Source organism: Sphingobacterium sp. lm-10, assembly GCF_023554555.1.
Taxonomy (GTDB): Bacteria; Bacteroidota; Bacteroidia; order Sphingobacteriales; family Sphingobacteriaceae; genus Sphingobacterium.
The window spans coordinates 834,125-854,504 of record NZ_JAMJWC010000001.1; the positions used below are offsets into that span (position 1 = coordinate 834,125).

19 protein-coding genes are annotated in these 20,380 nt (G+C 41.2%); 5 read left to right on the top strand and 14 right to left on the bottom strand.

The window, feature by feature from the left end:
* The first annotated feature begins 95 nt into the window (after nt 1-95).
* A complete protein-coding gene (locus tag M8998_RS03290) occupies nt 96-530 on the top strand; it encodes a hypothetical protein (protein ID WP_249990603.1) in 435 nt (144 codons plus the stop codon).
* Between the two features lie 37 nt (nt 531-567).
* Here M8998_RS03290 and M8998_RS03295 read toward each other — a convergent pair whose 3' ends face one another.
* The 9 genes from M8998_RS03295 to M8998_RS03335 all read right to left on the bottom strand — a co-directional run bounded on the left by M8998_RS03295 (nt 568) and on the right by M8998_RS03335 (nt 10,543).
* Complete coding sequence (locus M8998_RS03295) at nt 568-1,221, bottom strand: response regulator (RefSeq protein WP_249990604.1); 654 nt, start codon at nt 1,219-1,221, stop codon at nt 568-570.
* A gap of 98 nt (nt 1,222-1,319) precedes the next feature.
* The gene (locus M8998_RS03300; RefSeq protein WP_249990605.1) at nt 1,320-1,691 is read right to left on the bottom strand and encodes a response regulator; all 372 of its coding nucleotides are present in this window, start codon (nt 1,689-1,691) and stop codon (nt 1,320-1,322) included.
* A gap of 9 nt (nt 1,692-1,700) precedes the next feature.
* On the bottom strand, nt 1,701-2,300 hold the full coding sequence (locus M8998_RS03305; protein WP_249990606.1) for a chemotaxis protein CheB: 600 nt from the start codon (nt 2,298-2,300) through the stop codon (nt 1,701-1,703).
* A 2-nt stretch (nt 2,301-2,302) separates the two neighbouring features.
* The gene (locus M8998_RS03310) at nt 2,303-3,124 is read right to left on the bottom strand and encodes a CheR family methyltransferase (protein ID WP_249990607.1); all 822 of its coding nucleotides are present in this window, start codon (nt 3,122-3,124) and stop codon (nt 2,303-2,305) included.
* A gap of 4 nt (nt 3,125-3,128) precedes the next feature.
* On the bottom strand, nt 3,129-3,500 hold the full coding sequence (locus M8998_RS03315) for a response regulator (protein ID WP_249990608.1): 372 nt from the start codon (nt 3,498-3,500) through the stop codon (nt 3,129-3,131).
* A gap of 21 nt (nt 3,501-3,521) precedes the next feature.
* Nucleotides 3,522-7,118, bottom strand: a complete 3,597-nt coding sequence (locus tag M8998_RS03320) for a response regulator (protein WP_249990609.1) — start codon at nt 7,116-7,118, stop codon at nt 3,522-3,524.
* 4 nt (nt 7,119-7,122) lie between these two features.
* Nucleotides 7,123-8,592: a hybrid sensor histidine kinase/response regulator gene (locus tag M8998_RS03325; protein WP_249990610.1), complete on the bottom strand. Its 1,470-nt coding sequence runs from the start codon at nt 8,590-8,592 to the stop codon at nt 7,123-7,125.
* Nucleotides 8,593-8,845: 253 nt separating this feature from the next.
* The gene (locus M8998_RS03330; protein WP_249990611.1) at nt 8,846-9,301 is read right to left on the bottom strand and encodes a hypothetical protein; all 456 of its coding nucleotides are present in this window, start codon (nt 9,299-9,301) and stop codon (nt 8,846-8,848) included.
* A 96-nt stretch (nt 9,302-9,397) separates the two neighbouring features.
* The gene (locus M8998_RS03335) at nt 9,398-10,543 is read right to left on the bottom strand and encodes a porin (RefSeq protein WP_249990612.1); all 1,146 of its coding nucleotides are present in this window, start codon (nt 10,541-10,543) and stop codon (nt 9,398-9,400) included.
* Nucleotides 10,544-10,840: 297 nt separating this feature from the next.
* Here M8998_RS03335 and M8998_RS03340 point away from each other — a divergent pair, with 297 nt between their 5' ends.
* The 4 genes from M8998_RS03340 (at nt 10,841) to M8998_RS03355 (ending at nt 15,766) form a co-directional block, all read left to right on the top strand.
* The gene (locus tag M8998_RS03340; RefSeq protein ID WP_249990613.1) at nt 10,841-11,329 is read left to right on the top strand and encodes a DUF6438 domain-containing protein; all 489 of its coding nucleotides are present in this window, start codon (nt 10,841-10,843) and stop codon (nt 11,327-11,329) included.
* Between the two features lie 263 nt (nt 11,330-11,592).
* A complete protein-coding gene (locus M8998_RS03345; protein ID WP_249990614.1) occupies nt 11,593-14,112 on the top strand; it encodes a DUF5686 family protein in 2,520 nt (839 codons plus the stop codon).
* A gap of 41 nt (nt 14,113-14,153) precedes the next feature.
* A complete protein-coding gene (gene trpS, locus M8998_RS03350; RefSeq protein WP_249990615.1) occupies nt 14,154-15,149 on the top strand; it encodes a tryptophan--tRNA ligase in 996 nt (331 codons plus the stop codon).
* 2 nt (nt 15,150-15,151) lie between these two features.
* Nucleotides 15,152-15,766, top strand: a complete 615-nt coding sequence (locus M8998_RS03355; RefSeq protein WP_249990616.1) for a deoxynucleoside kinase — start codon at nt 15,152-15,154, stop codon at nt 15,764-15,766.
* A 23-nt stretch (nt 15,767-15,789) separates the two neighbouring features.
* Here the strand turns inward: M8998_RS03355 and M8998_RS03360 are convergent, their stop codons facing one another.
* The 5 genes from M8998_RS03360 to M8998_RS03380 all read right to left on the bottom strand — a co-directional run bounded on the left by M8998_RS03360 (nt 15,790) and on the right by M8998_RS03380 (nt 20,373).
* A complete protein-coding gene (locus M8998_RS03360) occupies nt 15,790-16,695 on the bottom strand; it encodes an aldo/keto reductase (RefSeq protein WP_249990617.1) in 906 nt (301 codons plus the stop codon).
* A gap of 2 nt (nt 16,696-16,697) precedes the next feature.
* Nucleotides 16,698-17,363, bottom strand: coding sequence for a BamJ family beta-barrel-assembly machinery protein (gene bamJ, locus M8998_RS03365; protein ID WP_249990618.1), 666 nt, complete (start codon nt 17,361-17,363; stop codon nt 16,698-16,700).
* A gap of 3 nt (nt 17,364-17,366) precedes the next feature.
* Complete coding sequence (locus M8998_RS03370; RefSeq protein ID WP_249990619.1) at nt 17,367-18,353, bottom strand: glycosyltransferase family protein; 987 nt, start codon at nt 18,351-18,353, stop codon at nt 17,367-17,369.
* A 109-nt stretch (nt 18,354-18,462) separates the two neighbouring features.
* On the bottom strand, nt 18,463-19,320 hold the full coding sequence (locus M8998_RS03375) for an aminotransferase class IV (protein WP_249990620.1): 858 nt from the start codon (nt 19,318-19,320) through the stop codon (nt 18,463-18,465).
* Nucleotides 19,321-19,344: 24 nt separating this feature from the next.
* Complete coding sequence (locus M8998_RS03380) at nt 19,345-20,373, bottom strand: RluA family pseudouridine synthase (protein ID WP_249990621.1); 1,029 nt, start codon at nt 20,371-20,373, stop codon at nt 19,345-19,347.
* Between the last annotated feature and the right edge of the window lie 7 nt (nt 20,374-20,380).

The window sequence follows — 20,380 nt, forward strand, 5'->3', positions numbered from 1 at the left end:
AGACTCTTGTAAAGTCAATGGATAGCATGGTATTTGTACCAAAAATGGAAATAAGATTGATGTATAATCATTTCACATTTTAATAAAAGGATCACATGAAGATGCAATCGCCTACTCCAGTACTTAAAATGAACATGTTACCATTGACTATTAAGAAAGCTTTTGGACAAGGCCTTAATTTTTTGACACGCAATTTATTAAAAGTAGTACCATTTCAGCTTGATGGAACAGAGATGAGACCTTTGGCAGATGTGATCTCTAAGAAAGCTAAAACTCTATCTAATCTTCCCAAATCGGGGAATTCTGGTAAGGATAATAAGCAATCTAATAACTCGAAAGATCTTTTATCCTTTGAAGCCGGCTTAAACGCGATTGATTCTTATTTATATACGCCCTTCATGATGCATATGGAAGGTTACAGAAATTGTGAAATCGCAGATTACCTTTCTTTATCTGAAAATCAAGTAGCAATGATAATCAATAAAGTCCGCGATCTGCTACAAACGCACAACAGCTCAGTAATAAACTAAGCTGTTGCCGATTTCCTAAATACAAATAAAATTTCCTCTAATCAATCAACTGGTGATTGATTGCGAACTTGATGAGTTCGACATAATTCTTAGATGTTGTCTTATCCAGTAATTTTTGTCTATGCCCTTCCACCGTTCGCTTACTGATAAACAATTTTTCTGCGATATCTTTAGTTGTAAATCCGTTTACCAGCAACTGTAGCACATCATATTCTCTAGAAGATAGATCCAAGTCTCGTAAAACCGTCTCTGGCTGTGATTTTTGTGATACGCTCCCTATCGACTGTAATAATCGCATAGATATTTCTGAAGATAGATACTGGCCGCCTTTGCCAACATGAGAGATCGCAAAGAGTAACTCATCGTAATCGGCATTTTTTAGCAGGTAGGCTTTCGCTCCCAAATTCATAACCTCCTTAACCTCGAGCTCGTTATCGATCATACTTAGAAAGACTACTTTGATATGAGGAAAATCGTTTGATACCGACTGCATCAACTCTGGCCCGCTGATTCCATTCATGTTCATATCAGTCAGCAGAATGTCTACATCAGAATTGTCGTTAAGCAGCGCTAGCACTTCCTCACCACTTGTGGCTTCAGCAATAATGTTAATATCCGGTTGGGTCTCTAAAAGCAACCGTATGCCATTTCTAACGACTCGGTGGTCGTCAGCTAATATAATACGCACCATGTATTACAATAATACTAAAATTTGATGTAAAAAGCGATAATGTGCGCTGCTATCAATGCGTTGTGACTTTGGCAATATCTCTATCCGTTACCGGCTACTTATTTTCTGTTTTCCAGAACTTGCTTAACCATCTCTTCGAGATCAAAAATGTTAAATGGCTTTGATAAGTAGGCTTCGGCCCCAGCTTTTTCTGCCAGAATATGTACTTCATTATTGGCAGAGCAGTAGATAACAGGAATACCTTGGTACGTTGGATGTTGTTTTAATAGTTGGGTCGCTTTCATGCCCCCAATATCTGGAATCCAATTATCCATCAATATCGCATCTGGTTTCACTTCTTCTACCCGTTCTATAATATCATGCGACGTCTCTGATACAGCAACAGTATAGCCCGCATCCGTCAATATAATGGTGCATACGTCTAGAATATGTTTGTCGTCGTCAAATATTAATATTGTTTTGTTATTCATAGTCGTATTTTAATAATTCTTTGTCTTATTTGCAAGAGCATTGATAAAATTTCCCATTTCCTCTGGCTTTACAATATGGTCCGCTTCAACTTGTACAGTGGCTTCGCGAGGCATCAAATCTACTTCTGCTGTATCTGGATCTTGAATAAGCACCATGCCGCCAGCGGCTTTCACGTGTTTAAGTCCTTGTACACCATCATGGTTCGCTCCTGAAAGTAGCAGTGCAACGGTCTTTTTGCCGAATATTTCCACTGCTGATTGAAAGGTTACGTCAATGGAAGGACGTGAATAATGCAATTTCTCGGAGTAATCCAGTGCCAGTTCTGTCGGTGTCTCCACCAGTACATGATAATCTGCTGGTGCCAAGTATATCGTATTAGCTTCCAAAGACATCTTATCCTCTATTTCAAAGGTCTTTAATTGGGTATGCTTTTTGAAAACGGACTCCAAATGGGAATCCGGAGCTGCTTTGCGGTGTACAACCACGATGATCGGAAAACCAAGATTTACTTCTAACTTAGGAAGCAATTCGAAAAGCACCTTCAAACTCCCCGCTGAACCGCCAATAAGTAAAATACCTGTATTCCCTATATCGTTTTTATCTTCCATAATTAATTCATCTTACGCCAAATCTTGTCGCTTCCCACCCGTTTATAAGTACTTTCTAAGTTCGAAAAGCGGATACTTTCTTTAGATCCCAAAGCGAGATAACCGAGTTTTTCCAAGCTATTGTCAAACAAGTTAAATACTTTGTGTTGCAACTCTTTTTCGAAATAGATTAAAACATTTCTACACATAATAAGCTGAAATTCATTAAAAGATGAATCAGATACTAGGTTATGTGTAGAAAATACCACTCTTTCTTTTAGTTTATCATGAAATTTTGCGACATCATAATTTGCCATGTAATAGGATGAGAGTTCTTTCTTACCTCCTGATATAATATAATTTTCAGAATATTGTTTCATGTGGCGGATGGAAAAAACCCCATTTCTAGCTTTCTCGAGTACTGTCGGATTGAGGTCCGTAGCATATATAAGTGACCGATCGTACAAGTTGGCTTCTTGCAGCATAATGGCAACAGAATACACTTCCTCGCCGGTGGCACACCCAGCTACCCAGATCCGAATAAACGGATAGGTAGCTAATTGCGGTAATACCTGATCTCGCAATGTCTTATAAAACTGAGGATCCCGATACATCTCGGTTACATTGACCGTAATTTCTTCGACAAATCGTTGCAGATATTCCGGATTACTCATTAATTGATAGCGTAATTCAGCAAAACTGTAGAGCTTATCCATCATACAGATACGGCTTACCCGTCTTTTCAAAGAAGCTTTGCTATATAGCGTGAAATCATAGCCGTACTTTTCGGCTATCTCCTCAAACAGTAAATCAAATTCTTGCTCCCTCAGTATCGTCGGTTCCATACTATTATATGATGTTCTTAAGAACATGCAATAACTTATCCAAATCTACCGGCTTAGAGATATAATCGTTCGCACCAGCAGCTAGGCATTTCTCTCGATCACCTGTCATGGCTTGCGCTGTAACCGCTACTATCGGTAGCAACTCGAACTCTGGTATATTTCTGATCATTTGAATAGCTTGATATCCATCCATTTCTGGCATCATCATATCCATGAGTACGACGCCTATTTCAGCATCACGTTGTAGCATAGCGACCCCTTCAACAGCACTTGTGCTAGACACGGAGGTATACCCTTTTACACGCAACGATAGCTCTAGGGCATAGATATTACGTGGATCATCATCAATGATCAAAATTTTTTGCTTACTCTTCATACTATATAACGAAACTCTTACTTATCCTTCATACAACCATACACGGAGCAGTGACAATAGCTGATCGGCATCTACCGGCTTGGATATATAATCCGATGCCCCCGCTTGTATGCATTTCTCTCGATCACCTGTCATGGCTTTTGCTGTCACTGCAATAATAGGTAGTCGCGAAAATTTTGGATTTTCTCGAACCCTTCGAATACTCTCATAACCATCCATTTCTGGCATCATCATATCCATGAGTATCACGGAAATATCTGGATTTTCCTCCATCTGCATTAAGGCTTCCTTGCCATTCATGGCAGAAAATACTTTCATTTGGTATTGCTCGAGCGATTTGGTTAAAGAGAAAATATTACGCACATCATCATCAGCAATTAACACCTTTTTGTCTCTTAGCACCTCATTTAATGCCCCTAAGCCAAGTCTTCTAGTGGCCTGATCTGGTGTATCGTGCCCAGATACCAAATGTAGAAACAGGCCTACCTCGTCCAATATACGTTGGTAAGAATGGGCTGTCTTCAATACGATCGAATCGGCATATTGCTTAATCTTTGCCTCCTCAGCGTGGGACAGATTCTTGCCGGTGAATATAATTATCGGTAGGTTTTCCAAACCTTTTCTCGTTTTGATCGCTTCGAGCGTTTCATAACCCGAACGATCTGGCACCCCCATATCCAATATCACACAATTAACATCCGAGGAAGCTAAGGCGTCGACACTTTCTTCTACAGAGTTCTTGATTTCTGAAACAATGTCGAAGTTACTCAGGTAATAGGCCAATGCTTGCGCATGCTTTGGATTTTCTTCGACAATGAGTACCTTCTTTGGATAGCGCTCTAATGCTTCCTCTATCTTCTTAAACATACCGCCGATTTGTTCTGACAATAGGGGTTTACGAATAAAGTCAATCGCGCCTTTTAATAAACTTTCCTTTTTCACTTCCAGTGAAGACATGATATGTACCGGAATGTGTTTAGTTGCTGCGTGGCCTTTCAGCTCGCTCATCACCTGCCAGCCATCTTTTATCGGTAGCTGTATGTCTAGCAGTATCGCTTTTGGTTGATATGTTTTGGCATAATCCAGAGCAACATCGCCTCTAACTGCAACAACTCCCTTGTAGTTTTCCTGGTGTGTGTATTTTAATAGTGCTTTGGCAAAATGTATATCATCCTCTACAATCAAAATGACTTTATCATCCGCTAGGATATTGTCGCGATCATCTTCGACTTCAGCAGGGACATCGGGCAGTGCAAAGGCATTGGAAGAATCACTTACTAGAGATTCAATCTCTTTTACATCCTGAGAAATGCTGCTCAACAAATCTTCTGTTGCAGGTTTTACCTCTTCTACTTTTCTATCTATCGGCACGATCAAGGTAAAAGTACTTCCGCTGTGTTCTTTGCTCTCCAACTGGATCTCTCCACCCAATAGCCGCGCTATCTCGCGACTGATAGATAGGCCTAGTCCAGTTCCGCCAAATTTGCGTTGGGTGGAACCATCCGCCTGCTGAAAGGCTTCAAAAATAAGGTGTTGTTTATCGGCTGCAATTCCAATCCCGGTATCTTTTATCGAGAACAGTATGTGGTGGTAGACATTCGGATCTCTCTTGATCGTCAATGTAATACTTCCCTGAGCCGTAAATTTAATCGCGTTAGATAGTAGGTTACGAAGTACCTGATCCAATCGCTGACGATCTATTTCAATGCTAACAGGTAAATCGGAAGCTACATTGATGTCAAATTGCAGTGTTTTTTCTGCCACAATTGGAGAGAACATGCTTCGCAGATCATCCACCACATCGGCAATACGAACATCCTCATATTCTAACTCCATCTTGCCGGCTTCGATTTTAGAAAGATCGAGGATCTCATCGATAAGCGTTAGCAAACTTGTTCCTGAGCTGTGAATAACGCGTGCTGATTCCGCGTGATCATCATCCATTTTTCCATCTACATTTTCACCTAACATTCTTGAAAGCAGTAGAATGGAGTTCAACGGAGTACGCAGCTCGTGCGACATATTCGCTAAGAACTCTGTTTTGTATTTGGTGCTGAGTGTTAGCTCTTCCGCTTTTTGTTGAATTTCTACATTTCGCTCCGCGATCAATAGATTCTTCTCTTCCAGTAACTTGGATCTTTCCTCCATTTCCTGGTTAGATTGCAGGAGCTCTTCTTGCTGCACTCTTAACTCTTCTTCCGAAGCTTGTAGCTTTTGCGTCTGTGCCTCCAGCTCTACGTTGAGATTTTGCATCTCGTTGTGCTGTACTTGCAATTCTTCGGCTTGCGCCTGACTTTCTTCCAAAAGGGTTTGCACCTGTTTCCGACTTTTTGCAGCCAGTAAGGCATTGGCCAACGTAAAACATGCCTCTGCAAAAAAATCCAATTTTACTTTTTCAAAGCTACTTAAAGCACCGAACTCGATTACACCCAGGCACTTGGAATCCGACATAATAGGCATCCACAATACAGCATGTAACTTTATCTTACCATGCGCAAAGCTTACCATATACTCTTGCTGATCAATATCCTCTACCAACTTTGGCTGGCGGTCTGCAAATACCTGCCCGACCATACCTTCACCTGATTTGAGTTTTTTCGGTACACCATTTTCTAGCCCATATGTACTTCTCAAAACCAAATCACCATCTTCAAAGAGATAACAAGCTCCATTGACCAGCCCGCTGTACGATATTAAATATTTCAATGCATCTACCGCCAGCTCGACATCTTCTTTATTGCCGCTTAGCACTTCGTGAAACTGGGTCATCCCTTTTTGTTCCCATTCATTGTTATTCAATGCCTCGAACGATGTACGCAGCGCCGCACTCATTTCATTTAACGATTTCGAAAGACTGCCTAGCAGATCATCCCTTTGCTCGTCAATTTTTACGCTATAATTACCATGTGCGATCTGATCGGCCATTTGTTGTACACTGGCCAATCTGCTTTGCAACTCCCGGTCAACTTCAGCCAACTCATGCTGTAGCTGTTCCCGCGCTTTTAACTCTTTTTGGATACGTGTATAAAAATAGTACGTAATTAGAAGAGAGATTAATCCTGCCGCTATAATCAGGAAGGTGGTATTATCAGAAGCAGCATATACACTCGCCGTACGCACCTCTAATAAGTCGTTTTCTGCTGCCAATATTCGGTCTATTACTGCTCGACAACTATTCATAAAGCGACGCCCCTCGTCCAACTGCTCTATGGTAATGGTCTCATTATCCCGTTTGGTGCGTACTAAGCGTTTTAAAATACTCAGCCTCGTATCGATCAGTCTATGTAACGTGTCTGACCTCTGTACTTGCGAATCATTGTCCGCGATTAAGTCTTGTAATGTTTTAATCGAAAATGGTAGGCTAGCCATACTTTGATTGTATGGTTCCAGAAAACGCTCATCATTGGTAAGAATATATCCTCGTTGCCCGGTTTCGGCATCTTGTAAATCTGTCCATACCTTATTGGAAGCGTTAATTACTTGGTATGTGTGCTCCACGCTTGCTTTATTATCAATAAGATTTGATATGCTAATGTATGAAGCAATGGAACTGGTAACCAGAATGATAAATGAGACTCCAAAACCTATCTGTAAATTTCGGATAATCTTTTTAGGCATAATATTAATTTGATGGTAAGGTAAAATAAAATGTAGAACCCTCTCCTACAGCACTATGTAGTCCGTAAGTTCCCTGGTGTTGGTTAATAATTTCCGCGCAGATGTACAGTCCGATTCCTAATCCTTGGAAGCGTTCCGAAGATTCTTCAACTCTGTAAAACTTATCGAAGATATTTTTGTGCTTATGCTTAGGAATACCAATGCCAAAATCTGTCACACTGACCTTTATATGATCAGCAGTTTTTTCGGTTTTGATCACCACCCGTCCGGAGTTTGGAGAATATTTGATGGCGTTGGTAAGATAATTTGTCAATACTTGTTCGACTCGAATTTCATCACCAATTAGCTCGTGATCAATAGGATCACCAATACGTTCTACTAAAAATTCTCCCGGTGCTAAGGTTTGGTAGATCGTGTCGACCACATTGCTGATCATGGGCTCTAACAGAAACGGTATTTTATTTATTTTTAAACGACCATTTTCCATTTTGGAGATGTCTAATAAATCTACAATAAGACCATTCAGCTTGTTGAGCTGTGTGTGTACCCGCTGTATGTAGTTGTGTGCACTATGCTGATCCTGTGGCTCCAGGATACGCTCCAGAAGCTGAACGTAAGCCTTAATGCTCGTCAGAGGTGTTTTCAGCTCATGACTGGCAATACTTAAAAATTCGTCTTTCTTTTTTTCAATATGTTTTCGATCATCGATGTCTGTAAAAGTACCGACCCACTTCACTACGGATTCATTTTCCTGGATTGGAATGATGCGTAATAAGTGAAAGCGATGAGTGTTGGAGCCTAACTCCCGAATGCGTGTTTCGCACTCGAATGGGGTCGCTGTAAGTAAATGGGGCTGCCAGGCATCCATCAGATAGGGATCTTCAGGATGTGTTTCCGGAAATAATTTGGAGGTGACAGAATAGTTGAACCACTTGTTGTTCACGAATTCTATTTCTCCGGAAGCATCTGCCATAAAGGCGATCTGTGGCAAGGACTCAAGAATCGAACGCAAATGATCCACACGCTCCTTTAACATGTACTGTGTACGTTTGCGCTCCTCGATCTCCAGGCGGAGCGCTTTCTCTGTACGGTTCAATGCAAGCGTTTGTTCATACAAACGATGAAAAGTCTTTACTTTTAGGATTAAAATATCAGGATCAACGGGCTTTGTGACGTAATCAATACCGCCCGAAGCATACCCTTGTGCGATAAACTTCTTATCAGTATTTACTGCAGACAGAAAAATAATGGGGATTTCTTTAGTTTTATTGAAGCCTGCTAATGATTGAGCTACTTCGAACCCATCCATTCCAGGCATCTGCACATCCAAAATAATTAGGGCATAATCCATTTTCAAAACCTTCTTCAAGGCTTCTTCACCCGAACTGGCAGAATCTACATCAAAGCCTTTGCTTGTAAGCAATCGCTCCAGCGAATAAATATTCTCAATGGTATCGTCAACAATCAGAATCATGTAGGTTCTCTAAAACAGTTTTTTTCAGCAGTAGACTATAATGCTCTTTAATATTTTTTTTAAAAATAGCATTATTTTGTGATAAGGCAGTTTGCCGACAATGGAGCAAATATCGCTCCATTTATAGATTTAAAAAGGCTGCTGAATGGAATTTATTTCTAAAGCGTAGCGTTATAACTTGGGTGTAATAACATTAACCTGATGACATCAAAATCAGGCAGTATAACTTACTGCCTGACGATAATAATTGTTTTTAATGATTTTGATGGGTAATCGGATTGTCGTCTCCGTCGGCATCATCTTTTTTAGGATACCCTTCTGCATCCAGATTATTTGAAGCGTCTTCTGGCTGTTCACTCAGTTTTTCGTCCAATTCGTCAACTTGAATATCACTATCCGTTACAATACGATCCAATTCCTCCAGTTTGCCGTCCAATTCACTTTGGCTATCCTGATACTCACTTTGTGCATAGGGATTTGCTTCATCATACAGCGAACCGTCTTCCTGTCCTTCTGGCGCAGCCGTATCGTAAGGTAGTGGATGATCGTATTCCGTATCATCGCCCCCGGCATCAGCATCTAATTCGAAACTATCCTGTTCTTCGTTGTATTTTAAGGTTTCGCCTGTCACTTCTGCATCATTTTGAACCTCTTCGTTATCAAATGGCAACTGATCGGATGGGTTTTCTTTTTTATTTTCTTCTGACATAGTATCTCCAATTAATGTTTACATGATAGATTTATTATCTATAGTGATAACAAAGGATTACCCATAGCGTTTGCCTATGATGAAAATATACTGATGCTAAAAATTCAGCTGTGCCTGCAATCGTAAGAGGTTTCCGCGTTGTAAGTTGTTTGGAAGTTGCTGATCTTCATAGCGTCTAGAAGAGATGGTGTACATGGCTACTAATTCAAAATACCTGGATGGTTGCCATTCTACACCAAGCTCTAATTCTTTCACGTCATAACTTCGGGCATCTTGCTCATGTTTTTTTCCTCCTTTATATTGCTGTAGGCGAGTAAATGGTATAAAAATTTGATTTTTGAACTGTGTCATATAAGAAAGCGTCACATACCCACCAGCTAAAGACTTGGTATCAATGGCCTGTTGTAATCCATTGTATTCTGGTCCACGGCCAATGTTATACTCTGCCTGTATACCAAACGGTTGTGGGTAGAGCACAAACGATGCTGCAACCCGTTGATCCAGGTAATCTCGATCGGCATCAACAGAAATACCTTCACTGATCCGGTTCTGAGAGATGATGAAACGACCCGTGTACGCTTGTAATCCTGGCTCGATGATCTGATCTCCCAACTCCATTGGATAACTAAAACGGGAAACTACGTGCATGCCTTTGTTACCCTCGGGATTATTAGCAGTTTGTCCGTTATATACGCCAAACGCAAAAACCCCATAATCTCCAGATCCCTTCAATCCTTTTGCAATCAGCTCTGCAAAAAGTCTTCTCTTTTCCTGCGGTGCCCAATAGAAGAAAACACCCAGGTCGCGTTCATTACGGAGTGCACTATTTGTACCATCTGCACGATCCAATGGAAGCCTATTCTGACTGGATTGCATATTTTCGAAACCGTACGGCACCTTGCTCTGCCCAATACGGAGCCGAAATTCATTTTTAGCATCCAAACCTAGATCGAAATAGGCATCTCTTAACTGGCCATAATTTAAACCACCCTGTGCAGAACTGGCGAAATCAGGTTGTATATAAAAATAAATTCGATCGTTGAGCTGCCCAGAAAAAATGAGCCGCACACGACGTAAAAAAAAACCTCCACCCTCACCCCAACTGGCATCGCATTGCTCGCAGCCTAGATTAGGGTTTGTCTCCAACAGACGATTGTAGCGAGCTTGCACATATCCCCGCATATTGATCGCTTGATACCAAGGTTTTTCTTGCGTTGTTATAGAAGATTTCTCTTGTGCCATCGTGTTAGACACAGTTATTAGCAGTAAAAAAAAAGTAATTCGAAACAATGACATTTAAACGTAAGATCAATTTAATGTTAAAATATGTGCCGAAAATAATTACTTAATACTATGGTAATATCAAGTGATATGTTAATTAATAATATGTTAATATTTGATTGATGATTACATAATAAATACTTAACATTATCTTAATACTTAGGAAAATAATGGCTTTTACAGCACTTTGACATCAACGATTTAGACAATAAAAAAGCTTTGGCAATGTTTTTGGAAAGATTCAGTTAAACATCAACTATGAAAAATTCCGCACTAATTATTTTAGTTTCTTGCGTGCTATTGGGATCATGCATGAAACCTTCAACAAACAGCAATAAAAAGTTGGACCAGATCAGCCTGATTACTATTTCGAGAACACCTTGTTTTGGCACCTGTCCTATTTATACCTTACAAATAGATAAGCATTGTGTCGCTACCTTGGAAGCGGTAGATCATCTACCAAATGGCCTAAAGGGCCGGTACGAAACCAATCTTCCAGAAAAAGAATGGATGAAATTGATTAAGAAACTAGAGCAGATGAATTATAGCAGTCTAGAAGATACTTACGGAAATCGGCAAATTAGCGACCTTCCTTCGGTAATATCTTCCATTAGCTATGAAGATGGTGATATGAAGAAAATAGATGATTATGGTGCGCGAGGTAACCAGGAGCTTAGCGAACTATATGCCTATATAGATGCCTTGATAGGCACACTGGATTGGGAATCGACCGACGGTAACCAATAAGGTCTTTATTACTAGATACTTTATCAAAGCATCGTCATCCATTGGCGATGCTTTTTTGTGTAAAAAGATCCTCCGAACTACTCTATGCACTACCTGATTACTGACCCTTTATCATAAAAAGGTCAAAGTGTAAAACTTGCTTTATTATTTCCCAAAATTGCAGTTCCTTTGCATTACTTATCAGACTGAATATTATACCATAAAAGTCAGATAGTAGTACGATACATATGAATAACGCATATTTAAGATCAGTAATAACACTTATGGTGGTTATACTGTTTGCAGTTTCTGGCTCGGCACAGACCATCATTATTAAAGGAAAAGTCAAAGACGGGTATACTTTGGAGCCCATTCCATATGCCAGTATCAACGTGGTTGGTTTAAGCTCCTATGGAACGGCTAGCAATGAGCGAGGCGAATTCTCCTTACAGATTAATGGACCACAACGTACTCTATCTATAAGTTCTGTTGGATACGATGTAAGAGAGGTAACTTTGAGTGAGGAAAATGAACAATATGAAGACATATTTCTGTACGCTCAAAATGCTATCGAAGCCGTATCTGTTAAAGCTCCCAAGTTAAAGTACTCCAATAAAGATAACCCAGCAGTGGAGCTGATCCGTCAGGTGGTAGCGCACCGGGATGAGAACCGATTAACGGGTCAGGATTATGTAGAATACAACCAGTATGAAAAGATTGTATTAGGGCTGAGCAACCTTAGCGAAAAATTCAAAAACCGTAAGATTTTCAAGAATTATCAATTTCTGTTTCAGCAGGATAGTTTAGGAACGGATGATTCTTCCTATGTACTGCCTGCCTTTATGGAAGAAAAATACACTAAAAACTATTACCGTAAAAATCCGAAAACCACTTCGCAAGAAGTACTAGCGCAAAAACAGGCAGATTTTGATCCGCGTTTTGTAGATAATTCCGGCTTGAGCAATTATTTGAAACGACTGTACGATGAGGTAGAGATTTATGACAATAACGTCACTATTCTGACGAATCAGTTTCTCAGCCCTATTGCGAATACAGCGCCTAACTTTTATCGTTTCTACATCACGGATACGATTAAAAATGGCACGGAAGAGTTGGTAGAATTAAGTTTTTTCCCTAGGAACAAAAGTAACCTCCTCTTCAAAGGTAAACTACACGTCACGATGGATGGGAAATATGCCGTGAAATATGCCGTGATGAGTGTAAATAAAGAGATCAATCTTAATTTTGTACGTGGCTTGGATGTCGAGTTGTTCTTTGATAAAGACAATCAGGATAAGTATTACCTAACTAAGAGTGACCTGGATATTGAGTTCTCCCTTACTGGAAAAGGTAAAGGCATACGTGGAAAACGTGTAGTCATGCTGGACAATTACACGAGTGGGCTGGTTAGGGCAGATAGTGTTTATCAAACAGCTAGAAATACGACGAATACACCCTCGGCAAACCAAACTCCGGTAGACTGGACAGCCATTCGTCCAGAACCTTTGGCGGCTAATGAAGCGGTGGTATACCAGAATATTGAAGGATTGCAAAATATGTCATCTTTCAAACGAATTATGGATATTTCTTCTCTTGTCCTTGCCGGTTATAAACAAGCAGGGCCGGTAGAAATCGGACCGGTGAATACCTTCTACTCTTATAATCCGGTAGAGGGATTGCGTTTGCGGTTAGGCGGGCGCACGACAGAACAATTAAGTGAGCGTTTTTACGCGGAGGCATTTGGTGCCTACGGTACAAGAGATCAGCAATGGAAATACTTTGTAAGTGGTACATACGCCCTAAATAAGAAGTCTCCCTATAAATTTCCACAGCATTATATCCGCGCCTCGGTATCGCACGACACCAAGATCCCGGGCCAGAACCTGGATTTTATTCAGGAGGATAATATCTTGCTCTCTTTCAAACGTGGTGAGGATTTAAGTTATTTATATAATGAGCAGTATCGCTTGGATTACAAACTAGAGATGGAAGGTAATTTTGCGTTCACATCTGGGTTGAATGTCTGGAAACAGATGCCAGCAGGCGTATTGGCTTATCGGCAGATCCAGCCGGATGGCACCACGCGTAACATTTCGGAACTCAACACCACAGAAGTACATGTTGGCGTGCGCTGGGCACCAAACGAGCAGTTTTACCAAGGTAAAAACTACCGTACGCCGATCGTAAACGAATTTCCAATATTCAATCTGAATTATACTGCAGGGCTAAAAAATGTATTAAACGGAGAATACAATTATCATAACTTCACCGCAGGTGCATTCAAGCGTGTATATCTCTCTCAGTTGGGTTATGCAGATGTGAATATCGATGGTACGTATATTCTTGGAAATAACATTCCTTATCCGTTGTTGACAATACATCGTGCCAATCAGACCTACGCCTACCAGCTTAGCTCGTACAATCTCATGAACTTTATGGAGTTTGTATCTGATCATCATGCCGCATTGCAGGTGCAATATTATATGAATGGATTTTTGTTCAACAAAATTCCATTGTTAAAGAAACTCAAGCTTCGCGAAGTATTTAGCTTTAAAGGTATCTACGGCGGCCTACGGGATAGCAACAATCCCGATATCTCCAATCAGGTATACGAATGGCAGCGCAATTCGGATGGTGTGGTATCTTCGTATACCTTCGAAGGATCTCCTTATATGGAGGCCAGCGTAGGTGTCGCTAATATTTTTAAAATTTTACGGGTAGATGCTGTGAAGCGATTGTCTTATCTCGATCATCCCAACGCACCAAATTGGGGCATCCGCGCACGTATCAAGTTTGATTTTTAGCCTTTCAGAAGCTCCTATTTTTTCGTAATTTCGCTGTAATTATGGAAACAGTAGTTAGTGGAATTAGAAGTACCGGGAAGTTACACCTTGGTAATTATTATGGGGCGTTAAGCAATTTTGTAAAAATGCAGGATGAATACAACTGTTTCTTCTTCATTGCAGATTTACATTCTTTGACAACACACCCTACACCAGGTGACTTGAGCCGTACTGTACGTCAAGTGGTAGTAGAATATTTAGCAGCCGGAATTGATCCGGAAAAATCTACGATCTACGTACAATCAGACGTGCCACAGGTAGCTGAGCTGTATCTTTACATGAATATGAATGCGTATCTAGGTGAACTGGAGCGTGCGACTGCGTTTAAAGATAAGGTAAGAGCCAATCCGGATAATGTGAATGCCGGACTGCTTACCTACCCCGTATTAATGGCTTGTGATATCCTGATCCATCATGCTACAAAAGTTCCGGTCGGAAAAGATCAGGAGCAGCATTTAGAGATGACCCGTACTTTTGGTAATCGCTTCAATCGTTTATATGAAGTGGATTACTTTAAGGAACCCTACGCTTTTAGCTACTCAGACAAATTGGTCAAAATACCAGGTCTGGATGGACAAGGAAAAATGGGTAAATCCAATGGCGATGCTAGCTGTGTATACCTGTCGGATAGCCCGGAAGTAATTCGTAAGAAAGTGATGCGCGCGGTGTCAGACTCAGGCCCAACAACACCAAACCAAGCTAAGCCAGAATCCATTCAGAATCTCTTTGATTTAATGAAAGTCGTATCCAGCGCAGATACGTATACGCACTTTGATGATTTGTATAACAACTGCGCTATCCGTTACGGTGATTTTAAGAAGCAATTGGCAGAAGATATGGTTTTGGCGACAGAGCCGGTTCGCTCGCGTATAGAAGAGATCTCTGCAGATGAGGCCTACCTGAGCAAAGTCATCCAACTCGGCGCAGAAAAGGCTGCTGCCAGTGCAGACCGCACGATTAAAGAGGTACGTGAAATTATTGGATTGAAAAAAATATAACGATGCATATAGCTGTAGTAGGAAATATCGGTGCCGGAAAGACCACACTAACGGAATTACTAGCACGCCACCTCAAGTATGAACCACAGTTTGAGGCGGTGGAGAATAATCCATATTTGGAAGACTTTTATAGTGATATGAAGCGTTGGGCTTTCAATCTACAGATCTTCTTTCTAAATAGCCGATTTCGCCACATTGTAGAATTGCAAAACAGAAATATCGACATGATTCAAGATCGTACGATCTATGAAGATGCGTATATATTTGCAGAGAACCTTTTCGACATGGGTTTGATGTCTGCCCGAGATTTTGAAAACTACAGTAATATTTTTCAGAGCATCGTCCATTACATTCAGCCACCAGATTTGTTGATCTACCTGCGTGCATCTGTACCTACATTGGTCAATAATATACAGAAGCGTGGCCGTGATTATGAGTCTGGAATACGTTTGGACTACCTTTCCAAGCTTAACGACAAGTACGAAAAATGGATTGGTAATTATAAAGAAGGAAAACTATTGATCCTGGATAAGGATAACTTGGATTTCGCACAAAAGCCAGAAGATCTGGGTATGGTGATCCAAAAGATTGAAGCCGAATTATTCGGATTGTTTTAATGCATTTAAGCTAAGGTAAAACCTTAGCTTAAATGTTCTGTGTATGCGCCTTTACGCAGACCATTTTCTAACAAAGCCAACGATTCGACATCCAATGGCTGTAATTTTGTTGCCGAATCCAACACATCATCCAACTGCTTCATTGCACGCACTCCAATGACTAATCGCTTTACCGCAGATGGTGTAATCGCATAACGCAATGCAATAGTCGTTGCCGATTGTCCCAGTTCTTCAGACAGGCGGTTTATTTGGCGTTGTGCTAATGACACCTCTCCTGCTGTTTGTTGTAGATATTCCTTTGCCTGTTTATTAATGAGTAAACCCTGCGCCAAAGCGCCGCGTACTGCTACATCAATACCCGCGTTTTCCAACTGTTTGAAGTAAGGTTCCGGCCTTCTATCTAATAAGCTATAGGGCATCATATTACTCACGATGGATGCGTACTTTGCGTAACGTTCAAAAACATTTGGTCTTATGGATGAGAAGCCATAAGACCGAATTTTCCCTTGTTTTATCAACAATTCAAACGCCTCTATAATTTCTTCGAACGGATCATCTATTGTGCCGCCATGGAGCTGATAAAGATCAATATAATCTGTTTTTAATCTCGTAAGCGAAGCCTCTACCTCTTTAAGAATATGTGCCTTACTTGGTTTCCAGTCCCAGCCTTCGCCATCCGGACGCCATTTGTTTCCCACTTTGGTCGCCAATACTACCCTTTGTCTAAAACCCGATAAAGCCTGCCCAAATAAGGTTTCATTCAGACCTTTTTCATATAGATCAGCGGTGTCAAAATAGGTAATCCCACCATCAAAAGCGCGTTGTACAATCTCCACATTGGTCTTGGTTGCACCACCCGTCAAAGACATGCCACCCAAACCAACTGCCGAAGCGATCATATCTGTATTCCCTATCTTGTTGTACTGCATGCTTAGCTTTCCTTCGGCGTAATATTCAATAATTCGATATCAAAAATCAATGTACTGAATGGCGGTATGGCACCGGAGCCACGCTCTCCATAGGCCAAATCGTAAGGAATAAAGAAACGATATTTGGCACCCTTTTTCATCAAAGGTAATGCAATTTGCCAGCCTGGGATTACCCCATCTAATCCGAAGGTAATCGGCTCTCCCCGATCATACGAGTTGTCAAAAGTACTTCCGTCGATCAGCTTACCAATATAATGCACAGTCACTTCGTCCTCTTTTGTTGGTTGTTCACCAGTACCTGGCTGCAATACGAGGTATTGTATGCCGGAAGAATCTACGACGACGCCATCGTTCTTTTTATTGTCCTCAAAAAAACGATTACTTTTTTCTTTGAACACAGCAGCTTTGGCTTCCTGAGCAGCCATTAGTTGCTGGCGAATGATCTGCTGCACTTCCTGTTCTCCGAATAAGCCTTCTTCTCCCTGCAATGCTTTTGTCAGCGATTCGCTCACAATGGTTGCATTGATGGGTACACCAATAGATTTGATAGAACGGGCAATATCCTGCCCTAAGGCATAGGACAAAGAATCGGCACCCGATTGTAATTTCTGCGCAGAAGAATTTAGCGCGAATAGACATAGTAAGCTTGCTCCAGCTATTATTTTCATGTATTATTTGTGTTTTTCAACGATTTGTGCAATGATTTGTGCAGTATTGTCTGGATAATCTACACGTACCTTCGACTTACTGTACAACCACGACTCCATATCGTATTCGTATTTTCTTTTTAAACTTTTGATAACCGGTACGCCCATTTCTTGTAATGATGCGGCATTGAGATGCTGCTCATACTGGTTTTTCATCGGGATGACCAATAATTTCTTGCCCAAATATAAGGCTTCTGCCGGAGTCTCAAAACCGGCACCACACAATACGCCGGCAGAATGCGCCATACTTTTTATAAAAGCGTCACTATTGATGGGATTGATGCGTACATTTTTGAGAGCAAATGGCTGTTTGTTGTGCTTAGAAAACACCTCCCATTGAACATCTTCAAATCGAGATAAGTGTTTGAGTAAATGTCCGTCATCGTACGAAGGCAAATACACGGTGTAATGGCCACGATCTGCTACATCCAATTCTCTGACCGACTGACGAATGACAGGTGTATAAATCCGCTCTGAATAAGATTTGAAATGAAAACCATAGGAGATCGATGCTGGCGCGTAGTTTTTCATGATGAACTTGCCTAATGTATCCGATTCCTCGGGCTTTGGACTAAGTGGATCCAACGCGCCAATCTGATGACTTAGGCCAATGCACGGGATATCTTTAAGATGACAGGCCCAAGCGGAAATCGGCTCAAAATCATTAATCACCAAATCATATTGATCGACTGGAAGGCTAGTGATTTCCTTAGAGAATTTTCGAACTGTCGAACTCATAAACGTGCGCCAGAGATCTACACCACCATGCTTCCCAAAAATAAAACTAAGGCCATGCAGTTTGTACTTGACCTCAAAAGGCAGCACAATATCTGCTTGAATTCCGCTGACCAACACATCGACTTCGCCATGCTGCTGAAGACATGGTATAATATCCATGGCACGACACAAGTGGCCATTGCCCGTTCCCTGTACAGCATACAGTATCTTCATAAAGTGATTTTTATGAGCAATTTAACGAATTCTGATCGAGCTATTTGCATACCATGCTATTTTGATAAAAGCCATAACACAGGCTTAATATCCTGTTAACAATATGGGTTTAAGAAGGAATGTCATAGGTGAAGTTTTTCAGCTTATCCTGCAACACGCGGGCGATCATGTTAAAATAACGCTTTTGCTTATAACCCATCACCCACTGAATACCCTGCACCGCATTCGTACAAAATATCTCATCCGCTTCTTTCATAATATCCGGACTGATCTGCGCCTCCACCACGGGAATACCTTCTTCTGCCGCCATATCCATGACGACTTGCCGCATCACCCCCTGTACACAGCCTTCGCTGATAGCCGGCGTATACAAGGTCTTATCGTAATAAACAAAAATGTTGGAGGTTAGCGATTCGCACAAATATCCTTCCTGATTGAGCAAGAGTACGTCATCGTAGCCAAACTTGGTCTTAAACAAACCAGCAGTTACATAGACCAAGGCGTTCAATGATTTCAATTTGGACAATTCACTGAAGGACTTTTTATATTCGGAATACAGGCCAACAATCAGTCCGACCTTCTTATCTTTCGTCGGTACGGGCAATAGATCGGCTTGCAATGTATAGGCAGATCTATTGGTGAGCGGCGCGTACAGACCGTCGCCGGCACGGTACACAATGAGCCGGATACGAACATCTTTGCCCATCAAATTATTTTTACGAATAAGTTCTTCCGCTTTAGAGCGGATAAAATAAGCATCGTACAACACGTGATCTTCGATGTGCAACATCTGTAATGATTCCTGCAACCGATTTATGTGTTGCGCCAGGAATCGAATATCGCCATCTCGCCAGAGCATGGTTTCAAAAACCCCATCTCCATAACGAAAAGCCCGATTTTCTATCGATATTATCGGGCTATTTTCTGCGACCAGACTACCATTAGTATTAATATAGTGTATGGGCATAAGTTTTTTAGTAAGAAGGAATGATTAGTCTTTCAAGGTAGCGTACGCACGCCACTTATCCAATGCAGCTTGAAAATCTGCTGGTAATGGAACTTCGAAAGCAACATTTTGTTTGGAAGTTGGGTGTTCAAATCCTAAACTTCGGGCATGTAGTGCCTGCCGTGGTAATAGCGAAAAGCAGTTGTCGACAAATTGCCTATATTTTGCAAAAACAGTTCCCTTGCGGATACTGGCGCCACCATATGCAGCGTCATTGAAGAGCGGATGACCAATAGATTTCAGGTGTGTCCTAATCTGATGGGTACGCCCTGTTTCGAGCTCGCACTCGATTAAGGTAACATAGCCCAGTCGCTCCAATACTTTGTAGTGGGTGACAGACCATTTTCCTTTTTCTGGATCATCGTACATCGTCATAATGCGACGATCTTTCAACTCACGGCCAATATAACCCGTGATCGTGCCATCTTCTTCAATATCTCCCCACACTAAGGCAACATATTTACGAGCAATACTGTGCTCGTAAAATTGCTTAGCCAAACAGGTCATAGCCCACTCATTTTTAGCAATCACTAATAATCCAGAAGTATCCTTATCAATGCGATGTACCAAGCCCGGTCTTCCCGTATTGCCAGGCATAGTCGGCAATTGATTTAGATGATAGGTCAATGCATTGACTAAGGTACCGGTATAATTATTAAATCCAGGATGCACCACCATGCCGGGTGTTTTATTGACCAAAAGCACATCATCATCCTCAAAAATGATATCTAAAGGAATATTTTCTGGATATACTTCGGTATCACGCGGCGGGTCTGGGAAAACCACGGTGACGACATCCAGCGGCTTCACCTTATAGTTGGATTTCACCAAATTATCATTTACACGGACTGAACCAGCATCGATCGCATTCTGGATACGATTACGAGACGTGTTCTCCACGCGATTCATCAAAAATTTGTCTACCCGCAATGGGCTTTGTTTTTTGTCTGTGACAATTCTGATGTGCTCAAAAAGCTCCTGCTCGTCGTGTTCTTCCTCTAAGTGATCAACCATTCTGCAA

Bases quoted from the DNA above. Each gene is read 5' to 3' on its own strand.
- M8998_RS03320 (WP_249990609.1), bottom strand. From the start codon at position 7,118: ATGCCTAAAAAGATTATCCGAAATTTACAGATAGGTTTTGGAGTCTCA.
- M8998_RS03295 (WP_249990604.1), bottom strand. From the start codon at position 1,221: ATGGTGCGTATTATATTAGCTGACGACCACCGAGTCGTTAGAAATGGC.
- trpS (WP_249990615.1), top strand. From the start codon at position 14,154: ATGGAAACAGTAGTTAGTGGAATTAGAAGTACCGGGAAGTTACACCTT.
- M8998_RS03340 (WP_249990613.1), top strand. From the start codon at position 10,841: ATGAAAAATTCCGCACTAATTATTTTAGTTTCTTGCGTGCTATTGGGA.
- M8998_RS03300 (WP_249990605.1), bottom strand. From the start codon at position 1,691: ATGAATAACAAAACAATATTAATATTTGACGACGACAAACATATTCTA.
- M8998_RS03360 (WP_249990617.1), bottom strand. From the start codon at position 16,695: ATGCAGTACAACAAGATAGGGAATACAGATATGATCGCTTCGGCAGTT.
- M8998_RS03375 (WP_249990620.1), bottom strand. From the start codon at position 19,320: ATGCCCATACACTATATTAATACTAATGGTAGTCTGGTCGCAGAAAAT.
- M8998_RS03380 (WP_249990621.1), bottom strand. From the start codon at position 20,373: ATGGTTGATCACTTAGAGGAAGAACACGACGAGCAGGAGCTTTTTGAG.
- M8998_RS03355 (WP_249990616.1), top strand. From the start codon at position 15,152: ATGCATATAGCTGTAGTAGGAAATATCGGTGCCGGAAAGACCACACTA.
- M8998_RS03310 (WP_249990607.1), bottom strand. From the start codon at position 3,124: ATGGAACCGACGATACTGAGGGAGCAAGAATTTGATTTACTGTTTGAG.
- M8998_RS03370 (WP_249990619.1), bottom strand. From the start codon at position 18,353: ATGAAGATACTGTATGCTGTACAGGGAACGGGCAATGGCCACTTGTGT.
- M8998_RS03305 (WP_249990606.1), bottom strand. From the start codon at position 2,300: ATGGAAGATAAAAACGATATAGGGAATACAGGTATTTTACTTATTGGC.
- bamJ (WP_249990618.1), bottom strand. From the start codon at position 17,363: ATGAAAATAATAGCTGGAGCAAGCTTACTATGTCTATTCGCGCTAAAT.
- M8998_RS03325 (WP_249990610.1), bottom strand. From the start codon at position 8,592: ATGATTCTGATTGTTGACGATACCATTGAGAATATTTATTCGCTGGAG.
- M8998_RS03290 (WP_249990603.1), top strand. From the start codon at position 96: ATGAAGATGCAATCGCCTACTCCAGTACTTAAAATGAACATGTTACCA.
- M8998_RS03335 (WP_249990612.1), bottom strand. From the start codon at position 10,543: ATGGCACAAGAGAAATCTTCTATAACAACGCAAGAAAAACCTTGGTAT.
- M8998_RS03345 (WP_249990614.1), top strand. From the start codon at position 11,593: ATGGTGGTTATACTGTTTGCAGTTTCTGGCTCGGCACAGACCATCATT.
- M8998_RS03315 (WP_249990608.1), bottom strand. From the start codon at position 3,500: ATGAAGAGTAAGCAAAAAATTTTGATCATTGATGATGATCCACGTAAT.
- M8998_RS03330 (WP_249990611.1), bottom strand. From the start codon at position 9,301: ATGTCAGAAGAAAATAAAAAAGAAAACCCATCCGATCAGTTGCCATTT.